The organism is Paenalcaligenes sp. Me131, assembly GCF_050487225.1.
Taxonomy (GTDB): Bacteria; Pseudomonadota; Gammaproteobacteria; order Burkholderiales; family Burkholderiaceae_B; genus Paenalcaligenes.
The window spans coordinates 64,209-84,712 of sequence record NZ_JBKQGY010000006.1 but is presented as its reverse complement, the minus strand read 5'-3'; the positions used below and the strand labels follow the sequence as shown (position 1 = coordinate 84,712).

Sequence of the window (20,504 nt, the reverse complement as noted above, 5' to 3'; positions counted from 1 at the left end):
GCGATTACCGCTCATAAAGGAAAGCGGGATTATTACAGTGCAATATGCTGAGCAAGCCCACTAACAGTTGTCCACATTTAGAAAGCAGTGCGTCTAAAGGGACTAGGGGAAGTCACGAGCTGCTGCGTCGTTACTTCCCCTCATCAAGAAGCTAAAGCCAGATTATGTCTGGCCTAAAAAGCCCTTAAATCGCTATCGCAATTTTCCCAAAGTGCTGCCCAGACTCTTGATAGCTGAACGCTTTGCTGAGCTCCGACAGGGGGAAGCTGCGATCAATGATGGGACGCCAGGTTTGTTGGTTCAGGGCACGTACCATGTCTTGCTGTGCGCTTCTGCTGCCCACCAACACACCTTGAAGTGACACGCGTTTCGCCATGAGCTCACGAGTAGGGATGTCGCCAGAGAAACCGGTTAGCACGCCAATGAGGGCAATGTGTCCCCCCACACGTGCGGCACGAATGGATTGTGCCAGAGTACCTGGGCCACCTACTTCAACCACAATATCTGCGCCACGACCTTGTGTCAGTTCTAGCACACGATTTCCCCATTCAGGGGTAGAAGGATAATGAATCACATGGTCTGCACCCAGCTCTTTAAGGCGGGCAGCCTTGTCGTGTGATGAGGTGGTCGCAATGACGTGCGCACCCATGGACTTCGCCAATTGCAATGCAAAAATAGATACGCCGCCTGTGCCCAGCAGCAAAACCGTATCGCCTGCTTTGAGTTTGCCATCTTCTACCAAGGCAACCCAAGCAGTGAGCCCTGCCGTCGTTAGCGTGGCGGACTCAGCATGGCTGTAGCCTGTGGGAGCAAGGGTAAAAGAGGCAGGGGCGGCATTCACGTATTCACGTGCATAGCCATCTATGCCATCACCCGGCACGGTACTGAAATCGGCCAATAAACCGGTGCCAGATTGCCAGGTGGGGAAGAAGCACGAGACGACCTGATCACCTACGGCAAACTCGGTGACACCTGTGCCTACTGCCGTCACTACCCCTGCACCATCAGATAACGGGATACGCCCTTTTTGTGCGGCCGTCGTGTGTTTGGCTACCAGTAGATCATGGAAATTCAACGAACTGGCATGCAGTTGTACTTGAATTTCCCCAGCTTGCGGTGCGGGTGGTTGAGGTAGCTCGGTTTGCGTGAGGGCGTCTATACCACCAGGGTAGGATAACTGTATCGCTTTCATCGTGTTTCCTTTTCATAGCGGGTGCTGCTTACGGCATGTGCAACACCAGAAAATAGGTAGGACCGTAGACACTTATCATGGCACTGCCAGGTCAGCATGGCAAGGTAGGGCAGGGCGGCAGTAGTGAGCATTCTCTAGCCATGCCTGTGCAAAGTGGCGTGTGGATTAGCTAAGCGAGGCTTGTTCTGGCACTGTCCCCAAGCTTATTCACAGCAGGCGTGGATAACTCTACTGGGTGTGTGGAAAAGAAAAAAGACGGCAAGAGGGCGGGGCACGATAGGCTGAATAAGACGGAGCACCATGCAAAACGGGCTGTGCCACACTGCGGCACAGCCCGTTATCGGTCATTGGCTAATGCTTACTCTTTATAGGCTTTAAACACGAGTACGGCGTTGTTACCACCCATACCAAAGGAGTTGCTGACGGCAATATCCAGCTTATCCAGTTGGCGAGCTTTGTTAGGTACGTAATCCAGATCACACAGTTCATCACCGGGAGCGAAGTGCAGCGTAGGTGGCAAGATTTTTGTTTGCAGTGATTTGATGGTGCTGATGGCTTCTAGCGCGCCGCAGGCACCAATCAAGTGGCCCATATTGCCTTTGATACTGCTGACGGCCAACTTCTTGGCATGATCCCCAAACACTTTTTTAATCGCTTCGGTTTCAATGCGATCGCCCGTCATGGTGCCGGTTGCGTGCGCATTGATGTATTCCACTTGTTTGGGTTTGATCTTGGCATCTTGTAACGCACGAGAGATTGCTAACGCTTGACCATGGGGGTTAGGGCGCAAGGGGTGGGTACCATCATTGCTAACACCATAGCCAATCACTTCTGCTAAGGGGGTAGCACCTCGTGCCACAGCATGCTCAAGCGTTTCTAGCATGATCATGCCGGAGCCTTCACCCAATGCAAAACCACTGCGTTTTAGGCTGAAAGGCCTACACCCCCCTTCAGGATTTGTTTCTTGATCTACGCATAGCACATGCAACTGTTCCCAGGCTCTAAGTAGCTCAGGCTGAATCATCGCTTCAGTACCGCCTGCCAATGCGCTGTCTACATAACCATCACGAATACGGCGGTAAGCCTCACCAATTGCCACAGCGCCAGCAGTGCAGGCTGTGGCATAGGTTTGTGCTTCTTGGGTGCAGGACATTAATTGTGCAATGTGTGCAGTAGGGGCATTGGGCATGGCAGCAGGAATCAGTAGCTGCACAATCTTTGGTCCAATGTTGTGGTACCCAGCAAAGGCATCACAAATGGCTTTAATACCACCAATACCAGTACCCAAGTACACCCCAGTTTGTTGCAAACCTTCAGCAGATAAGGGTTGCTGCGCTAAAGCTTGTCGGGCAGCAAATAGCGCTAGCTTACTGACGCGATCCAACATGATGCTTTGGTTACCGGGTAGGTCCTTATCCAGGTCAGCATCTACCCAGCCTACCGAGTGACTAAGCTCCATTTGTGTATGGGGGCGAACGCCACAACGGCCCTCACGTAGCGCAGAAAAGAACTCCTCGGGAGAGTGCCCAATGGGTGATGTCAAACCCATAGCGGTGACGACGACACGACGTTTCATGTAGCAAGACTCGGTAGTTAGGAGTTAGTAGAGGGAGTGCTTTTTGCGGCGCTGCGTTTAGGAGCCTCAACGCTGTCATTTGCCGTTTTCTTTGCTGCTTTTCGCGTACGTTTGGGTTTTTCAGGTGTTTCGCTGTCGGTTTTCTCCGCTGTATGACTGACAGTCTTGGTCGCTTTCTTAGCTACTTTTTTAGTTGCTTTTTTTGCGGCCTTCTTCGCTGCTTTTTTCGCTGCCTTTTTGGCCGCTTTCTTAGCCGTTTTACGGGGTGTGGGTTCTAGTGTTTCGGTTTCGCCTGTTGTACCCGATACGGATGTAGTCGCTTCTGCCTGTTCGTTAGCTGGGGCTTGTGGAGTAAGTTCAGCACTTTCGGTGGTTGAGGCTGCACTGTCAGCTTCCTCAGCTTTTTCTTGTTCTTCTTTATTTAGGCGGGCAGCAACACTATAAGTGTGGTCGGCGAGTTCATCTAGCGTTTTGGGGAAAAGCTCAGCTACTTCTTCTTGTGTACGGTATTCAGGTGGCAACATATCATCTGTATTGATATTAAAGCGCGCTTCAATACCTAACAGAATTTCCAACATGGCCAGAGAGTCGTAGTGCTCAATAATGTCACTAAATGGAGTGTCTTTGAGCAAGGCTGCTTCATCACAACGGCAAACTTCAGCAATAATTTTCGCTAAAGCTGCCCGTAGTTCGGGGCGCTCAGGAAGTGTAATCATGCCTTTTCCTTGTTGAAACTAGAGTTTGTAACAAGCATAGCAAGATCGCCGCTGAGGCGGCGATCTGAATGGTTACAAAGCGTATAGAAGTTACATGTGTTCTACAGTAACGGTTACTCGTGAAAGTACAGTGCCAGGAGTAACTGTAGCGGCAGTGCTGTAGTAGCTGGCTTGTAGGTTGATTTGTGACTCAACGCAGTAAGAGGTGCTACCACCACATGAACCATTATTAACGAGAGTGGTAACACCACTGCTATTGTTTAGCGGTACAGGGGTAGGGGAACCACTTGGGGGGATATGTTCTAGCAATATTCCTACGCCTGATGCTGAATTAGAAGTGGCCTGATTTTTCAGTACGCCTGGTAAAGTCGCATTTTCTGCTGTTGCAGTGAATGTGACCTTAGGTTTGGGTCTAGAGCTATTGCACTGCATACGCAGGCTGAATTGTTTAGGCTCTAGTTTTGTACCTACTGTAGTAAATAGAGCAGCGTCTACAGGGTTTAAGGTTTGCGTCATAGTTGTAGCAGTGACGAACTGGCAAGGTTCTGGAACGAAGCGAAGGCTACTTGCGATTTCATAGCGCAACAGCTCATCAGCACCCCAACCAGAGACTGTAGTGGTGGCGATCCGATTACTAGGGAAGTTCAGTGTTTGGCTTGTGCTTGCTCCCCAGTTTTGATTAAGCAAAACAAACTCAACAACTGCTTGCCCAAAGGGGAAGTACAGCATGTTGTACGTCCCAGTGGATGTGTTGATAATCATACCGGGCTGGCCACTACCTACATGGGGGTAATAGGTTCTTACACCAATGGTGTTTAGGTTCTGTCTGAACACATCATAAGAAACAGGCGTGCCCGTGGGCATAAAGCGCTCTTGGACTCCAGAAGGGCAGTTTGCTAGTGGAATATATGCAGCAGCTGCTTTTTGGTTGTTTACCATGCTCTGCAGATCAGGTGTTACCCAGGCGGTGAGCCTATAAATGACCGAACCAATCTCTGCATCCACAGGGACAGGTATGTTATTCATACCGCTGCCAGCAAAGATTATCCTATAGTGGTTAGTTTTATAGGGGTCATACTTATTACTCAGTTGGTTGGTATGAATATCGCACCCAGCAATTTTTTGTGCCATAGCTTGAGGAGCATAAAGCATACTGCTGCAAAGAATTAGCCCAAGGGCAGCTGAGGTTATTCGCATATCATTTCCTTCTCAACAGTTTCAGTAGAGGTAGGTAACGTTTCAGGGTCTACTGAAAATGTGCAGCTTTTTGCACTGCCATTTGTGCCCCATTTGACGGTAAAGACCTGTGGCTCTAGCATGCCTGTCATCCAGAGGCGACCAATAGGTCCAACGATACTTTTCTGTAGCCCCTCGGCATCGTATACAGCAGCACCAAATGGCACATTTCTGTCATCATTTTTAAGGGTGAACAGATACGAACGCCCCTGCTCTGTCTCAAATGTGACTACTACAATAGCACCGTAGGTTGGAACCACAGAATGAATGTTTTGTTGCAACGTTACGTTGTCGTTGTAGTAATCAGGGGCCAGTGACACTAAATTCTCACGATATGCAGCGGCGTAAGGAATGAGTGCTCTACCAGCACTGTTGGTACGGATAGTTGGGTGGCTTTGTAGGGTGACATTTGCTGCCCCTGGTGCATCTACAATAATGGCGGTTTCAGTTAAGTATTGCCCTAACAGAACTCCCCCTTTATCTACAACAACAGAACCACTGACACTAAGCTGGGTTTGGGTGTTTTTATGACTGCGGGCGTAACTAGCAGACACCTGGCCGATGGAGTTCTTGTAGCTAGAGCTGGCATAAATATTGTTACCGCGTCCGCGTTCATCTTTAGATACACCCGCCCGTAAGTTATACGACAAGGCGTTGTTTTCTAAAGTAGAGCCAGAAAGAGTGGCATCATGCGTGTAATTACCATCGTTTAGTCTGGAGAAACTATAACCCGCATAGGTAGAACCACCGCCTATAGGCATGCTGAGGTTCAGCATAATGTTATGGGAGCGGGACTGCCATTCTGAGTCGAGCATGTTGTAAGACAGAAAGACGTTTACCGGTCCAACTTGTGTGTTGTAGCCGATATTTAGCGAATTGGATGCCTTAACATTAGAGTGGTACTGAATCTTTGAGTACGAGGCAGAAACCGAACCATACTCCCCTAAGCTTTGGGAGATGGATACCTGATACTCATGTGATTTTTTCCACAGCGTTGTGTCGTAAACTTGACCGTTAACAGGGTCTGTGAAAATCCTGGTTTTGTTTAATACTTGATCCAAATCCCTATAGCCATCAGAGCTATAGCGGTATGCAAACAAGCGGAAATCCGTGCCGGTTTCCTGTAAGTTTTTTGCGTATTGCACGCGTATGGCGTGACCGTTTAAGCGCTTGCCTTCAGGGTCTTTAGCATGAGACTGCACAATGTCCGTCGATATACCGCCAAAGTCACTCATGTTTAGCGCTACGCCTAGTGAGTTCGCAAAGTAGTTTTTGGACACCATTGAACCACCATAAAGAGTGACCCCACCTGGCAAACCATGAGCAAAAGTTGCTTGTGCAACGAGTGGTTCGTCGGAGTCAGAGCTGTATGAGCGGTATTTACCTAAAGAGGCTGAGTATTGCCAACGCCCCTCACGCAACATCGACGGCAGTACTGAATAGGGTTGCATATAACGAGTAATTTTGCCGCCGCTTTCTTCGATTTCTACTTCTAAGTCACCCCCGCCAGGGATAGCGTACAAATCGTTGAATGCGAAGGGACCAGGTGCCACAAAGGTGGAGTAAATAACATTACCGTTTTGGTATACCGTTACTTTGGCACTAGAGTTAGCATAGCCTTGTACTGTAGGCGCATAGCCTTGTTCACTGGGTGCTAGCATGCCATCTTCAGATGCTAGTTGCACACCGCGTATACGATTAGTGGTAAAGGCGCTGTTACGGCTGTTGGTCGTAACATCCCCTAAACGTATACGGCTACGCCAGGCGTTAATATCTCGTTCTGCATAAGTTTCAGAGGTGTTCCAGTGCTGTTCGCCCTCTTGTCTATACAGGGTGCCGTTAGAACGGAAGCGCCAAGCACCAGCATTAAAACCTGCGCGCAAGCCCACAAAGGTACTATTGGATTTATCAGTATCCTCACCACCGTATTTATTAGTCGCACGGTAGTGTGAGACCTGATAAGAGGCCCAAAAAGTTGTTTCGCCACTGTCCCACATGGACATGGGTACCATGCCACGAGCAGTGTTATCTAAGGCTGCCTGAGGTATGGACAGCGTTAATATAGAGGTGTTGCTATCAAAGCTATACGTAGCAGCAGGAATAAGGCTTAAATCCACACAGGTGCTATCGTCTTCTGCTGCCAGATTTGGAAATGCAATGGTTTTGATCCCTACTGATTGAAGTAAGGCTATAGTCAAGCAGGGTACGGCGTCTTTTGTGCCGTTTTCGCTGTCAACGAAGTTAACAGTGTAATCACCAAAGTTACGATCGTTGACTACAACTTTGACTTGTTGCGGTCCAGGAAGAACGCGGTTGGAGTGACTGAAAATAGATAAGTCTGTAGGTAACTCTTGGTTGTCTGGACGAAATAAAAAACCACTGTCAAAAAACTCTCCGTCATCGGCTTGTACAGCAAAAGAGCTAGTAAACAATAAGCCCGCGCACGTAAGATGAATCGCGATAGTTTTTTTCATATTATTCTTTTATTGGATAGTGATTTTGGGCAGGGTCACGAATGCGCCATAATCATTAACAATGATTGCCTCTAAATCGGTATTAGTAGGGCAGGGAATGGTATCTGACACTTGTTCGCTGAAAGGGGGAGAAACATAGCCTTGTCCAAAAACGGCTACTTTCCCTACCGAAATATCCGAAAAATTGACATTAAATGGTGAGGTGTTAGCGAAGCTGACTTGGCATTGGTTACCATTTCGGATTAGTGCCCAATTTAATGCCTGATCTACATCAGAAGGCGAGCCAATACCATTAGGTCTATAGAATATTTTTATTCTTGTGCGTACCGCAAGTGTCAATGTATTTTCAGAGTCTTTGCTTTCTTTTGGTATTTCCATGACGTTTAACCAAAAGTAGGATTCTCTATCTTCCGGCAAAGAGCCATCTATTTTTCTTATGTTTAAAGCAAGATCTGTTTTTCCTTCCAATCTAATTAATGGAGGAGTAACAAATAGTGGGGTTTCCATTTCCCCAGACGGACCTTCTATCCAACTTTGAACAACAAATGGATCAGAGGAAACATTTTTTGCTACAACAGTTCCAGAGTTTTTCGACTCACGGATAACCACTCTAGTGTTATTAAGCTGAATAGCTGCAAAACTTTGTGTGTAAACAAGTGTAGAGGCTACCAGAGCAAATATTTTTAGAATGTTTTTCTTTTTCGTCATCTTTGTTTCCTGTAACCGTTATAGATAGCTAACTGTAAAAGTAGCTTGTGCTGAAATTTTTCCTGGTACAAGTGTTGACCAGTCTGTATCTGTTGCTACTAAGGATGCCTCAAACTTCAATGAGTTATTACCATTAGTAATGGGGTAATTAAATGGACTTTGATTATCAAATCTAATATCTCTATTTTGTCCATCCTTAAGGGCGATAGCTACACCTTGTGCGGAGTTTGGTATATTTCTTAGCGCAATATGGTAATCGCTAGAGCCTGTAACTGTTGTGGCATCAAATTTAAAAGATGCATTTTTATAAATGTCGGTAGTGCAGTTTTCTAAAACGATATAAAACACTACTGGTCTAGTGAAGCCATCGCGTCGCAATTGGCGAGAATCCACAGAGCCAAAACTGACTGCTTGACCACCATTAGCCGTGACTGCTGTGCAGGTAGGTGCTCGAACAGATCCGGTGATGGTGATATTGGTGGTATCAGCATAAGCCGAAGTGCTCAGCAAACAGCCATAAAGAACAGCAGCAAATGTTGATAGTTTTTTGATCATAATAAGTAAGCGAGAGCCATGCCGGCCCCTAAAGACCGGCATGGCCACTAATCGCTAAAGATTAGTTGTAAGTTACTTCAAAGGTTGCTTGAGCATTAGCTGGACCAGCTTCAACTGTGCCAAACTTCTCGTAGAACGCATACAGGTCCATGGTGTTGTCACCATCAACCAGTTCCATGGTCAGAGGAGCTTGTTTGTCAAACTGTACGCGAGCTGTTGTCAGGTCAGTTGGGTTTGCACTGATACCGATACCGAGGTTTTTGGCTTCAAAACCACCAGCGGAGTTCAGTTTCAACAGTTTAGGATCGGAGTTAGCGATACCACCGCTGAAAGCAAAGTTTGCTTTGGAAACTGGGCCAGTAACACCAGAAGGAGCAACTGTCAGATCGCAACCAGTCAATTTGATCTGGAATTTTTTCGCAGTTGTGCGGTCCAGAGTGTTGATGTGGTGCGCAGCCCAAGAGCCCAGAACTACGTTGATTTGTGCGGAATCGGCTTCAAGTGAGCAGGTCTCAGTAGTTACTTCACCTTCGAAGTCGATGTTACCTGTAGATGCGTTTGCAAATGCTGCAGGCAAAATCAAAGCAGAAGCTAAAGCGACGTTCAATGCATGTTTTTTCATAATGAGTTTTCCTTAATTAAGGTTATAAACGTTGTATCAACGTTTGTTTGCTGCTACGACTTGCTTGTTTTCTTTAGTATTACCAAGCAATTTTAAATTTCCTAGACACCAGGAAATAGGGTTAAAAAGGATGTGTCTAAACAAATAACCTCTAATGTGTGGTTTTTTGTTTATTCCCTTTTTGAATTTAATATCTTCAATTAGCCATTGGGCTGGTTTGGATGCTATTTTTTCAAAGGTTTTACTTTTTTTCATGAAGGCTAAAACAGGTTTAGCCCATATGGAATATCCTGCTTGTATAGTCTCTGAAGTCTCCCTATTGAAGTGATTAGAATCTATGATCCAGTCCTTGTAGGAAATAATCTCTTTGCTGCTCAAGAATTTGCATATTGTTTTTCTGTAATCTTGAACCTGCCAGTTATAAATGTTCATTTCTAACCCTTGCTTTGATTTTTTATAGCGTTAACTGTTTATTTGTGGATTGATTCTTATTCTATGTTTTTGCCTTGATCAACTTTGTTTTTTAACCATATGCTCATTTTTTAGAACTAAACTTGCTATAAAAAATCACCCATCAACCTGTACACGGCAGGAACTTTTTCTGTGTTTTGTTTTGAATGTATTGTGTATGAGGGGCAGGCCTTTTTTGTGTTCTAAAGGTTTAAGGTTGTATCGGAAGGTAATTTCAGGGGAACTTTTGTATTACTTTCGACCTTCCACACAGGAGTGGATATGTAACGGCCTAAGTGTTAATAATTGTTTAGGGTGTGGTGAATTACAGGATGATGTGTTTTGGCAACAAGGTTTTGACATTGAAAACCTCCGTTTTCGCTACAGTGGCTGCTCTGAAAAGAAGGTTGAGTCTTTCAAGTGTTTGAAAGTAAATAAAAAAATAAAGAATATCTGAAGTGAGGAGAATCGCCATGACGAGGATAGGTGTTTGTGTGTATGGCGTTAGAGACAATGTTTTTTCAGCGGTCAGTAGGCACCTAGTTCTAAATAACTAGTTCCTTTGCGTAGCTGTACCCGCTCACCTGAGGAATAGTGCAGTACAAGACCGTTAGCTACGCTTGAGTAGATGTGAATAGTTGCTCTTGGAGGGCATACGTATGAGCACACACTCAAGAAAAGCGGTCTCTGTTTTAACGGGTAGTACCTTTGCGTTCACCATCTGTTTTGCGATTTGGATGGTGTTTGCGGTGTTGGGCATTCCTATACGAGAGCAACTGGGCTTGTCTGAAACTCAGTTTGGTTTATTGGCATCTATGCCTGTACTTACCGGCTCGTTAGTGCGGGTGCCGTTAGGCATTTGGACAGACAGGTACGGTGGTCGTATCGTGTTTTTCTGTACGATGCTCGTCGCTGTAATCCCTATTTGGCTCATGTCTTTCGCCACGCAGTACTGGCAGTTCCTGATTTTGGCGTTGTTTGTAGGCTTGGTGGGCGGCGTGTTTTCTGTGGGCACGCCGTATGTGGCACGCTGGTTTCCTAAAAACCGCCAAGGTTTGGCAATGGGGATCTTTGGCGCGGGTAACTCGGGCGCGGCACTGACTAAGTTCGTTGCACCAGCGTTAATGATTGCCGCCGGCGGCTCATGGACCATCATTCCGCAGGTGTATTCCATCGCCTTGTTGGTCACCGCCGGAATCTTCTGGTTGTTGACCTCTACGGACCCTAGCCACAAGCAATCCAGTCAAACCACCAGTTTGTCTGCACAGCTAGCCATGCTGCGCGACCCTAGAGTATGGCGTTACTGCCAATACTATTCAGTGGTGTTCGGTGGGTATGTGGCGTTGTCCTTGTGGATGACGCAGTACTACATAGGCGAATACGGCTTTAGCCTGAAAACGGCAGCCTTCTTAGCCGCCTGTTTCTCCTTGCCTGGCGGGGTGTTGCGCGCCGTGGGTGGTTGGGTATCCGACAAGTTCGGTGCCTATCGCACTACATGGTGGGTGATGTGGGTGTGCTGGATAGCCTTCTTCCTTCTTAGTTATCCCGATACGGATTTCACGATTCGTACTGTGGATGGCCCTCAAAGTTTCCATATAGCACTAGGCCCTGTGGCGTTCACCATCTTGATGTTTGTGGTGGGTATAGCCATGGCGATAGGTAAAGCCTCGGTGTTTAAGTTCATTTCAGATGAGTTTGACCAGAACATTGGTGCGGTATCCGGCTTGGTCGGGTTGGCCGGTGGTCTGGGTGGTTTTGTGCTGCCTATCTTATTTGGTCTGTTGTTGGATCTGACCGGCGTACGTTCTAGCTGCTTCATGTTGTTGTATGGAGCGGTGTGTGTGTCGTTGATCTGGATGCATTTCAGTTTCAGAGCGCCACAAAAAAAAGCAGTGGCTGAGGCCTAGCGCTATCACCTAAGCACACTCAGAGTTACTACATAAGGAACATGTCATGGGCGAGTATGTTTTAAAGCGTTGGACACCGGAAGATGACGCTTTTTGGAAAAGCACCGGCCATCGTATTGCGCGCCGCAATTTGTGGATTTCTATTCCCGCATTGATGTTCTCGTTCAGCATCTGGATGCTGTGGAGCATTGTGGCGGTGAACTTAAACAAAGCGGGCTTTGATTTCTCGGCTAACCAGCTGTTTTGGTTGACGTCGTTGCCCGCTTTGTCAGGTGCCACGCTGCGTATTTTCTATTCTTTTATGGTGCCTATTTTTGGTGGTAGACGCTGGACAGCGATTTCCACTGCACTGTTGTTGATCCCCGCCTTGGGGATGGGGTTTGCGTTACAAGACCCCGATACCTCATACACCACCTTAATGATTCTGGCGCTGTTGTGTGGTTTTGGTGGCGGTAACTTTAGCTCCAGCATGGCAAACATCAGCTTCTTCTTTCCTAAATCCCACAAAGGTATGGCAACAGGCTTGAATGCCGGTATTGGGAACTTGGGCGTGTCGCTGGCGCAATTTATCGTGCCTTTCGTGATTAGCGTGGGGATGTTTGGTGCATTGGCGGGGCCACCGCAAATGGTAGTAGATGCCAACGCACCGCAAGCGGTGTGGTTGCAGAATGCGGGCTTTATTTGGGTGCCTTTTATTGCGTTATCCGCGATAGCAGCTTGGTTTGGCATGAACGATATTGCCGATGCCAAGGCGTCGTTCAGAGAGCAAGCCGTGGTGTTTAAGCGCAAACATAACTGGCTGATGTGCTGGCTATATGTAGGTACCTTTGGGTCGTTTATTGGTTTCTCAGCTGGTTTTGCCATGTTGGCGAAGTTGCTATTCCCCGAGTACAACCCCGTTGCCTATGCCTTTTTGGGCCCACTCGTAGGATCGTTAACGCGCTCTGCCGGCGGTTGGGTGTCAGACAAAGTAGGGGGGGCCAAGGTCACGCTCTATACCTTTAGCTTGATGACACTGTGCGTGATTGCCCTGCTATTTGTGATTCCAGCTGAAGGTCAAAGCGGCAATTTTTATGTGTTCTTGTCGCTGTTTATTTTGCTGTTTGCCTTGTCTGGTGTGGGCAATGGTTCAACGTTTCGTATGATTCCCATCATTTTCATGACCGAGCGCCTGCGTGAAGCAGAGGGCAAAGGCGAGGAAGCACATAAACGCGCCTTGATTGATGCAGGTAAAGAGTCTGCGGCGGTACTGGGGTTCACCGGTGCGATTGGTGCGTATGGCGGGTTTTTTATTCCTAGAAGCTTTGGTACTTCCATCAGCATGACCGGTGGGGTGAGTGCGGCTTTATGGTGCTTTGTAGGTTTTTATTTGAGTTGTGTGGTGTTGACCTGGTGGTGTTACGCCCGACGCAATGCCGCTATGCCGTGTTAGGCCACTAGTTCTAAAGGAGTAGTTCTATGGCGTTAGAACTACTCCTTTTGCGGTAGGAAGTTACCCGCGTGGCGAATGGTTAGCGGCGCAGAACTTTTTTACAGTAGTACGTAATCTCCATTCTTTTACGTCAGTCCAATGTGTTCGGTGGGCTGAACAATGAGGACAACAGTATGAGTCATTTTCTCGATAGGCTGAAATTCGTTTCTCGTGTGCAGTCTACGTATGCAGATGGGCACGGCGAGGTGGTCAATGAAGACCGGCAGTGGGAAAACACATACCGGGCGCGCTGGCAGCACGACAAAATAGTACGTTCCACGCACGGTGTGAACTGTACAGGTTCCTGTTCGTGGAAGGTGTATGTCAAGAACGGTTTAATTACGTGGGAAACCCAACAAACCGATTACCCACGTACGCGCGCCGACTTACCTAATCACGAACCTAGGGGCTGTCCGCGTGGTGCTTCATACAGTTGGTACGTGTATTCAGCCCAACGGGTGAAATACCCCTTGATGCGCGGCACGCTGATGGAAATGTGGCGTGAAGCCCGTAAAACTTTAGACCCTATTGCCGCGTGGGAATCCATTAGCCAAGACCCAGAAAAAGCTCGTCGCTATAAAGCCGTGCGGGGCTTGGGCGGTTTTGTACGTGCTGATTGGGATACGGCGACAGAAATAATCGCTGCCGCTAATGCGTACACCATCAAAAAATTTGGACCAGACCGCTTGATAGGTTTCTCGCCTATTCCTGCGATGAGTATGGTGAGCTACGCGGCTGGCGCACGTTACCTGAGTTTACTAGGCGGTACCTGTTTGAGCTTTTACGACTGGTATTGCGACTTGCCGCCAGCCAGCCCGCAAGTGTGGGGCGAACAAACTGACGTGGCCGAATCGGCTGACTGGTATAACGCCAACTACCTGATTGTGTGGGGGTCTAACGTACCGCAAACACGTACCCCCGATGCGCACTTCTACACAGAAGTACGCTACAAAGGCACCAAAACCGTAGCGGTATCCAGTGACTACGGCGAAATGGTGAAATTCGGTGATATCTGGCTGTCACCACGACAAGGTACAGATGCTGCCTTGGCATTGGCGATGGGGCATGTGATCTTGTCTGAGTTCCACCGCCCCGATAAATCTGAGTACTTCAGCAGCTACATAAAGCAGTACACCGATATGCCTATGTTGGTGATGTTGGAATCGCGCGATGGCATGTTGCACCCAGGTCATTTTTTGCGTGCGTCTCACTTGGATAACGCCTTAGGCCAAACCAATAACCCTGAGTGGAAAACACTGCTGATTGATGAAACCACTGGCGAACTGGTAGTGCCTAACGGTGCTATTGGTTTACGTTGGGGTGAGGGCGAGCATGAGCACGGACACGTAGGGCGCTGGAATCTGGAAATGCGTGATGCCAGTAGCGGCCGTGAAGTCTCACCACAGCTTAGTTTAGTGCAGCAGCACGATGACGCCGTAGAAGTGGCTTTCCCGTACTTTGGTGGCGAGCACGACGAGGTGTTGCAGCGCCGCGTACCGGTCAAACGCTTAATAGGTGCTGACGGTAATCCTATTCTGGTGGCCACCGTCTATGACTTGCAGATGGCTAACTACGGGGTAGATATGGGCTTGGGTGGTCCTAATGTGGCCAGTAGCTACGACGACGATGTGCCGTACACCCCAGCTTGGCAAGAAAAACATACCACTGTGCCGCGTCAGCAAGTCATCCAAGTTGCGCGCGAGTTTGCACAAAATGCTCACGATACCAAAGGGCGTTCTATGGTGATTGTGGGTGCAGGTTTGAACCACTGGTACCACATGGACATGACCTACCGCGCCATCATCAACATGTTGGTGATGTGTGGCTGTGTGGGCCAAAGCGGTGGCGGTTGGGCTCACTATGTGGGCCAAGAAAAACTGCGTCCACAGTTTGGTTGGGCACCATTGGCCTTTGGGTTGGACTGGTCCAGACCACCACGTCAAATGAACGGTACGTCCTTCTTTTACGCACATACCGGTCAGTGGCGTCACGAAAAACTGGCGGTGGACGAAGTGCTGTCGCCTACAGCTCAAACCTCGCGTTATGCCGGCATGAGCATGATAGACATGAATGCCAAGTCTGAACGCATGGGCTGGTTGCCATCTGCGCCTCAGTTGGAAACGAACCCGTTAAATGTTGTGGCTGAAGCACGAGCCAAGGGCGAAGACCCTGTCGCCTATGCTGCGCAAGCGCTGAAAAAAGGCACCTTGCGTATGAGCTGCGAAGACCCAGACCTGCCTGCTAACTTCCCACGCAATATGTTCATTTGGCGCTCTAACTTGCTGGGCTCCAGCGGTAAAGGCCATGAGTACATGCTGAAGTATTTGTTGGGTACACAAAACGCAGTATTCAGCGAGGAAAAGGACGGCATACGTCCGTTGGAAGTGGCCTATCGCGATGAAGAGCACGAAGGTAAGTTGGACTTGTTGACAGTGTTGGACTTCCGTATGAGCACCACTTGTTTGTACGGCGATATCGTGCTGCCTACCGCAACATGGTACGAAAAAGACGACCTGAACACGTCTGACATGCACCCCTTCATCCACCCATTAAGCGAAGCTGTACAGCCGCTGTGGGAAAGCAAAACCGACTGGGAAATCTACAAGCTGTTAGCCAAGCGCTTTAGCGAAATTGGCGGCGATTACTTGGGCGAGCAAGAAGACTTGGTGCTGAGCCCCTTGATGCACGACACCCCCGGGGAATTGGGCCAAGCGTTGGAGCCTAAAGACTGGAAATACGGTGAGTGTGATTTGATCCCCGGTAAAACCGCACCATCCATGATGGTAGTGAAACGGGACTACCGCGACATCTATAGGAAGTTCACCTCGGTAGGCCCGCTGTTAGACAAACTGGGTAACGGCGGCAAAGGGATTAACTGGAATACCGAGCATGAAATCACAGAACTGGGTGCATTGAACCAATGTGTATTGGAGGCCGGTGTAAGCCAAGGTCGTCCACAGCTAGATACCGCGATTGATGCGGCCGAAATGATTCTGACCTTAGCGCCTGAAACCAATGGCCATGTGTCAGTAAAAGCATGGGAAGCACTAGAGCGAATTACTGGGCGTGAACACAAGCATTTAGCGCAGGGTAGATCGCACGAGAAAATCCGTTTCCGCGATATTCAGGCACAACCTCGCAAGATTATTTCTGCACCAACGTGGTCGGGCTTGGAAAGCGAAGAAGTGAGCTACAACGCGGGTTACACCAACGTGCACGAGCTGATTCCTTGGCGCACGCTGACAGGTAGACAGCAACTGTATCAAGACCACCGTTGGATGCTGGATTTTGGTGAAGGCTTCTGCGTGTACCGTCCTGCGGTAGACACCAAAACCGTACAGCCTATGTTCAAGGCTCACGGTAAAGGTAAAGATGACTTGGTGTTGAACTGGGTGACACCTCACCAGAAATGGGGGATTCACAGTACCTATTCCGACAACCTGCGTATGTTGACCTTAAGCCGTGGTGGCCCACACGTGTGGATTGCCGAAAGCGAAGCCAAACGCGCTGGCTTGGTGGATAACGACTGGGTAGAGGTCTTTAACGTTAACGGTGTGGTGACAGCAAGGTTGGTAGTGAGTCAGCGTATTCCTGCTGGTGTGTGTTTCATGTATCACGCTCAGGAAAAAATTGTGAACGTGCCAGGCTCTCAGTTGAGTGGAAAACGTGGCGGTATTCACAACTCAGTGACTCGTACCGTGCTGAAACCTACGCACATGATTGGTGGCTATGCACAGCAAGCTTACGGCTTTAACTACTACGGTACGGTGGGTAGTAACCGTGATGAGTTTGTGGTGCTACGCAAGCTGGATAAAGTGGATTGGATGGAAGAGCCGCTCAGTCTGGATAGTATTCGTAAAGGAGTTCATCAATGAAGATTCGTGCACAGATAGGCATGGTATTGAATCTGGACAAGTGTATTGGTTGTCACACTTGCTCGGTGACCTGTAAGAATGTCTGGACCAGTAGAGACGGTGTGGAATATGCCTGGTTCAATAACGTAGAAACCAAACCTGGTGTGGGTTATCCCAAAGAATGGGAAAACCAGAGAAAATGGAAAGGTGGCTGGGTGCGTGATGCCAAAGGGCGTCTCAAACCCAGACAAGGTAGTAAATTGCGCATCTTGGCTAATATTTTTGCCAACCCCAACTTGCCACAAATTGATGATTATTACGAACCCTTTACCTACGACTATCAGCATTTACAAAATGCACCCTTAAGTCGTACCCCGCCTACAGCACGACCTGTGTCTGTGCTGACGGGGCAAAAAATGGAAAAAATCACCTGGGGTCCGAACTGGGAAGATGACTTGGGCGGCGAGTTTGCGGCACGTAGTCGTGATCAGTTATTTGAGAACGTGCAAAAAGATATGTACGCCACGTTTGAAAATACCTTCATGATGTATTTGCCCCGGTTGTGTGAGCATTGCTTGAACCCGACTTGCGTGGCCAGTTGCCCATCTGGCTCTATATATAAGCGTGAAGATGACGGCATTGTGCTGGTGGATCAAGACAAATGCCGTGGCTGGCGTATGTGTATCTCTGGTTGCCCGTACAAAAAGGTGTACTACAACTGGCAAAGCGGCAAAGCGGAAAAATGTACTTTCTGTTATCCCCGTATTGAAGCCGGTCAGCCTACCGTATGTTCGGAAACCTGTGTGGGCCGTATACGCTACTTGGGTGTGATGCTGTATGACGCCGACAAAATTGCCGAAGCCGCCTCTACTGCTGATGAGCAAGATTTGTACGAGTCCCAGTTAGATCTTTTTTTGGACCCTAATGACCCAGAAGTGATTGCCAAAGCTCGTGAGCAAGGTATTCCTGAAGGGTGGTTGCAGGCTGCTAAACAGTCGCCGGTGTACAAAATGGCTTGTGAGTGGAAAGTCGCTTTCCCACTGCATCCTGAGTACCGTACCTTGCCGATGGTGTGGTACATACCACCATTGTCGCCCATTCAGTCGGCGGCTGAATCTGGCCAAATGCCGCATGCCACCATTGGTGCTGCCAGCATGATTCCAGACGTAGATAGCTTGCGTATTCCTGTACGTTATCTGGCGAACTTGTTAACAGCCGGTAAAGAAGAGCCTATTACATTGGCGCTGAAACGTATGTTGGCTATGCGTGCCTACAAACGTTCTGAAGTGGTGCACAAACAGCCAGATCTCGAGGTGATTTCTGCCGTGGGTCTGGATGCGGAAACCATCGAAGACATGTACCAAATCATGGCAATTGCCAATTACGAAGACAGGTTTGTCATTCCGTCATCGCACAAAGAGATGGTGGAAGACAGCTTCGATGATCAAGGTAGTTGTGGTTTCACCTTTGGTAATGGTTGCAGTGGTGGGGTCACCGAAACCACCTTGTTTGGTCGACCACGCCAACGTGCGGATAAACCTAAAGGCCCAGCAACAGGGGAGCGTGCTCCTACTGTGATTGCGAGGGAAGTACGCAGAACACCTGTGGCACAAAACTCTGGGGAGGATAAACATGCTGCTGTATAAAGTGCTCTCATCCTTATTGGATTACCCCGATCAAGAGTTGTTGGACGCGCTGCCAGAAGTGCGCGAAGCCTTAAGCGATTATCCCGACGCGCTACAACAGCTCACGCCATTATTGGATTTTCTATCCTCACAATCGTTGATTGCTGTGCAAGAAAACTATGTAGCCACTTTCGATAGAAATCCGGCTCACTCCTTGCACTTGTTTGAACACGTACACGGCGAAAGCCGCGATCGCGGTCAAGCCATGGTGGATTTGCTTAACGAATACCAGCAACACGGTTTTGACTTGGTTTCGGCAGAGCTACCTGATTATGTACCGTTGTTCTTAGAGTTTTTAAGCTTACAGCGCGCAGAGGCATCCCAAGAATTATTGGATCAAGCCATTCATGTGCTGGCAGCAATAGGCAAGCGGTTAGCCACTAACCAAAGCCCTTATGCCACGATTTTTACTGTACTGCGTACGCGTACCGATGTGCAGCCTGAAGAACAGGAAATGCCGCCTATACGAGATATGGATGAAGCATTAGAAATGTTCGGGGTGGGCAACGATGGTGCCGAGCCTTTACTGCACGGCAACTTTGGGGGCGAACAGGTAGTGCGCTTTCATCCCAGAACGGTACAACGATCAACAGGAGAATCAGCATGAGTAGCCTGAATCAGTTCTTATTCGGGGTGTATCCGTATGTGGCGCTGACGATCTTCTTTTTGGGAAGCTTGGTGCGGTTTGAGCGGGAGCAATACACCTGGAAAAGTGATAGCTCACAATTGCTGTATCACGGCTCCCTGCGCCTAGGGAACATTCTGTTCCACATCGGTATTATCGGTTTGTTCTTTGGTCACTTGGTGGGCTTGCTTACACCCGTAGCTGTGTGGGATTTTCTAGGTATTTCGCACAGCACTAAACAGGTATTTGCGATGGCAGCTGGCGGCATCATGGGGCTGATGTGTTTGGCCGGCCTATTGATACTGCTGTACCGTCGTTTGACCAACCCGCGTATTGCCGCCACGACTCGTGTAGGCGATAAGGTGCTGCTGGTGTGGTTACTGATCACGCTGTTGCTGGGGCTAAGCACAATCTTTGTTTCCATGCAGCATTTAGACGGCGAAGAAATGGTGCTGTTGATGTCGTGGGCACAGCATATTGTGACTTTCAGAGCAGGTGCCGCCGGCTTCATTATGAACGCCTCATGGGTGTTTAAAGCGCACTTGTTTATGGGCATGACCTTGTTTGTGATCTTCCCCTTCACGCGTTTGGTTCACGTATGGAGTGGGTTCGCGTCGGTTTTCTACTTGGGGCGTGCATGGCAGCTAGTGCGTCCTCGCCGTTAAGGAGATATATATGGGAGTCAAAGTCAACGGTATTGAGTTAACTGATGCTGAAATCGAGCAAGAAATCGCGTATCACCACGATACGGAAAACCCGTTGGAAATGGCGTTGAACACCTTGGTGGTACGGCGTTTGTTGTTGGATGAAGCGAACCGTTTGGGTGTGTATGCCGAGACAGACGAGCAAGTGATTGATGCTTTGCTTGCTAAAGAGGTGAGTTTGCCGCAGCCTGATGAAGACACTTGCAGACGACACTATGACCAGAACCCTGAGCACTTCACTGTGGGTGAGTGCTTAGAGGCAGAGCACATCCTATTTCAGGTAACGCCTGACGTGGATTTACAAAGCTTACGTCAGCGCGCACAGGATGTGTTGGATGAAGTGTTGCGTGATCCCACGCAACTTCCTGTGCTGGCAAAGCAGTTTTCTAACTGCAGTTCGGCAGCGGTAGGGGGCAGTTTAGGACAGTTGTCTCGCGGGCAAACCGTAGCAGAGTTTGAGCGCGTCGTCTTTGCCATGCCTGAAGGTCAGGTGTTACCTCGTCTGCTCGAAACGCGACATGGCCTACATGTGGTAAGGGTGTTACGACGGGCAGAGGGTAAGGTGCTACCGTATGAAAAAGTCTGTGACAGCATACGCGATGCCTTGCGCTCGGCGAATCAAGACATCGCATGGCGGCAGTTTCTACAACGCTTAGCAGGTCAGGCTCGCATAGAGGGGTTAGAGCACTTTGTGGCGGACGATAGCCCCTTGATGCAATAGCGAGAAAT

At 48.6% G+C, this 20,504-nt stretch carries 16 protein-coding genes; 7 read left to right on the top strand and 9 right to left on the bottom strand.

The genetic code is table 11. The annotated features are described in order from the left end of the window. Window positions 1–184: 184 nt before the first annotated feature. The 9 genes from ACLPHM_RS17100 to ACLPHM_RS17060 form a co-directional block, all read right to left on the bottom strand. A complete protein-coding gene (locus ACLPHM_RS17100) occupies window positions 185–1,192 on the bottom strand; it encodes a zinc-dependent alcohol dehydrogenase family protein (RefSeq protein WP_430222417.1) in 1,008 nt (335 codons plus the stop codon). 358 nt (window positions 1,193–1,550) lie between these two features. Then, entirely contained in the window at window positions 1,551–2,768 is a 1,218-nt protein-coding gene (locus ACLPHM_RS17095) for a beta-ketoacyl-[acyl-carrier-protein] synthase family protein (protein WP_430222416.1), read from the bottom strand. Window positions 2,769–2,785: 17 nt separating this feature from the next. Further along, window positions 2,786–3,484, bottom strand: coding sequence for an acyl carrier protein (locus ACLPHM_RS17090; protein ID WP_430222415.1), 699 nt, complete (start codon window positions 3,482–3,484; stop codon window positions 2,786–2,788). Window positions 3,485–3,574: 90 nt separating this feature from the next. After that, complete coding sequence (locus ACLPHM_RS17085; protein WP_430222414.1) at window positions 3,575–4,510, bottom strand: fimbrial protein; 936 nt, start codon at window positions 4,508–4,510, stop codon at window positions 3,575–3,577. 161 nt (window positions 4,511–4,671) lie between these two features. Then, complete coding sequence (locus tag ACLPHM_RS17080) at window positions 4,672–7,194, bottom strand: fimbria/pilus outer membrane usher protein (protein WP_430222413.1); 2,523 nt, start codon at window positions 7,192–7,194, stop codon at window positions 4,672–4,674. Window positions 7,195–7,203: 9 nt separating this feature from the next. Next, window positions 7,204–7,902 carry a fimbrial biogenesis chaperone gene (locus ACLPHM_RS17075; protein WP_430222412.1) on the bottom strand — a complete coding sequence of 233 codons (699 nt, stop codon included), beginning with the start codon at window positions 7,900–7,902 and terminating at the stop codon, window positions 7,204–7,206. 18 nt (window positions 7,903–7,920) lie between these two features. Then, window positions 7,921–8,457 (bottom strand): fimbrial protein, encoded by a 537-nt coding sequence (locus ACLPHM_RS17070; protein WP_430222411.1) that lies wholly within the window; start codon window positions 8,455–8,457, stop codon window positions 7,921–7,923. A gap of 61 nt (window positions 8,458–8,518) precedes the next feature. Beyond that, window positions 8,519–9,079, bottom strand: a complete 561-nt coding sequence (locus tag ACLPHM_RS17065; RefSeq protein ID WP_430222410.1) for a fimbrial protein — start codon at window positions 9,077–9,079, stop codon at window positions 8,519–8,521. 36 nt (window positions 9,080–9,115) lie between these two features. Then, complete coding sequence (locus ACLPHM_RS17060; RefSeq protein ID WP_430222409.1) at window positions 9,116–9,511, bottom strand: hypothetical protein; 396 nt, start codon at window positions 9,509–9,511, stop codon at window positions 9,116–9,118. 677 nt (window positions 9,512–10,188) lie between these two features. Between ACLPHM_RS17060 and ACLPHM_RS17055 the strand changes: the two genes are divergently transcribed. The 7 genes from ACLPHM_RS17055 (at window position 10,189) to ACLPHM_RS17025 (ending at window position 20,496) form a co-directional block, all read left to right on the top strand. Beyond that, window positions 10,189–11,436 carry an MFS transporter gene (locus ACLPHM_RS17055; protein ID WP_430222408.1) on the top strand — a complete coding sequence of 416 codons (1,248 nt, stop codon included), beginning with the start codon at window positions 10,189–10,191 and terminating at the stop codon, window positions 11,434–11,436. Window positions 11,437–11,482: 46 nt separating this feature from the next. Beyond that, window positions 11,483–12,868, top strand: a complete 1,386-nt coding sequence (locus ACLPHM_RS17050) for a NarK family nitrate/nitrite MFS transporter (protein ID WP_430222407.1) — start codon at window positions 11,483–11,485, stop codon at window positions 12,866–12,868. Window positions 12,869–13,041: 173 nt separating this feature from the next. Continuing rightward, window positions 13,042–16,782, top strand: a complete 3,741-nt coding sequence (locus ACLPHM_RS17045; protein WP_430222406.1) for a nitrate reductase subunit alpha — start codon at window positions 13,042–13,044, stop codon at window positions 16,780–16,782. Then, a complete protein-coding gene (narH, locus tag ACLPHM_RS17040; protein ID WP_430222405.1) occupies window positions 16,779–18,407 on the top strand; it encodes a nitrate reductase subunit beta in 1,629 nt (542 codons plus the stop codon). Before ACLPHM_RS17045 ends, narH begins: the two co-directional genes overlap by 4 nt. Beyond that, a complete protein-coding gene (gene narJ / locus ACLPHM_RS17035; protein WP_430222404.1) occupies window positions 18,394–19,053 on the top strand; it encodes a nitrate reductase molybdenum cofactor assembly chaperone in 660 nt (219 codons plus the stop codon). Before narH ends, narJ begins: the two co-directional genes overlap by 14 nt. Beyond that, on the top strand, window positions 19,050–19,736 hold the full coding sequence (narI, locus tag ACLPHM_RS17030; RefSeq protein ID WP_430222403.1) for a respiratory nitrate reductase subunit gamma: 687 nt from the start codon (window positions 19,050–19,052) through the stop codon (window positions 19,734–19,736). The genes narJ and narI overlap by 4 nt, the downstream gene beginning before the upstream one ends. 10 nt (window positions 19,737–19,746) lie before the next feature. After that, window positions 19,747–20,496 (top strand): peptidylprolyl isomerase, encoded by a 750-nt coding sequence (locus ACLPHM_RS17025; RefSeq protein ID WP_430222402.1) that lies wholly within the window; start codon window positions 19,747–19,749, stop codon window positions 20,494–20,496. The last annotated feature ends 8 nt before the right edge of the window (window positions 20,497–20,504 follow it).

Coding starts and splice junctions, on each gene's coding strand:
- ACLPHM_RS17100 (WP_430222417.1), bottom strand. CDS start 1,192: ATGAAAGCGATACAGTTATCCTACCCTGGTGGTATAGACGCCCTCACG.
- ACLPHM_RS17095 (WP_430222416.1), bottom strand. CDS start 2,768: ATGAAACGTCGTGTCGTCGTCACCGCTATGGGTTTGACATCACCCATT.
- ACLPHM_RS17090 (WP_430222415.1), bottom strand. CDS start 3,484: ATGATTACACTTCCTGAGCGCCCCGAACTACGGGCAGCTTTAGCGAAA.
- ACLPHM_RS17085 (WP_430222414.1), bottom strand. CDS start 4,510: ATGAATAACATACCTGTCCCTGTGGATGCAGAGATTGGTTCGGTCATT.
- ACLPHM_RS17080 (WP_430222413.1), bottom strand. CDS start 7,194: ATGAAAAAAACTATCGCGATTCATCTTACGTGCGCGGGCTTATTGTTT.
- ACLPHM_RS17075 (WP_430222412.1), bottom strand. CDS start 7,902: ATGACGAAAAAGAAAAACATTCTAAAAATATTTGCTCTGGTAGCCTCT.
- ACLPHM_RS17070 (WP_430222411.1), bottom strand. CDS start 8,457: ATGATCAAAAAACTATCAACATTTGCTGCTGTTCTTTATGGCTGTTTG.
- ACLPHM_RS17065 (WP_430222410.1), bottom strand. CDS start 9,079: ATGAAAAAACATGCATTGAACGTCGCTTTAGCTTCTGCTTTGATTTTG.
- ACLPHM_RS17060 (WP_430222409.1), bottom strand. CDS start 9,511: ATGAACATTTATAACTGGCAGGTTCAAGATTACAGAAAAACAATATGC.
- ACLPHM_RS17055 (WP_430222408.1), top strand. CDS start 10,189: ATGAGCACACACTCAAGAAAAGCGGTCTCTGTTTTAACGGGTAGTACC.
- ACLPHM_RS17050 (WP_430222407.1), top strand. CDS start 11,483: ATGGGCGAGTATGTTTTAAAGCGTTGGACACCGGAAGATGACGCTTTT.
- ACLPHM_RS17045 (WP_430222406.1), top strand. CDS start 13,042: ATGAGTCATTTTCTCGATAGGCTGAAATTCGTTTCTCGTGTGCAGTCT.
- narH (WP_430222405.1), top strand. CDS start 16,779: ATGAAGATTCGTGCACAGATAGGCATGGTATTGAATCTGGACAAGTGT.
- narJ (WP_430222404.1), top strand. CDS start 18,394: ATGCTGCTGTATAAAGTGCTCTCATCCTTATTGGATTACCCCGATCAA.
- narI (WP_430222403.1), top strand. CDS start 19,050: ATGAGTAGCCTGAATCAGTTCTTATTCGGGGTGTATCCGTATGTGGCG.
- ACLPHM_RS17025 (WP_430222402.1), top strand. CDS start 19,747: ATGGGAGTCAAAGTCAACGGTATTGAGTTAACTGATGCTGAAATCGAG.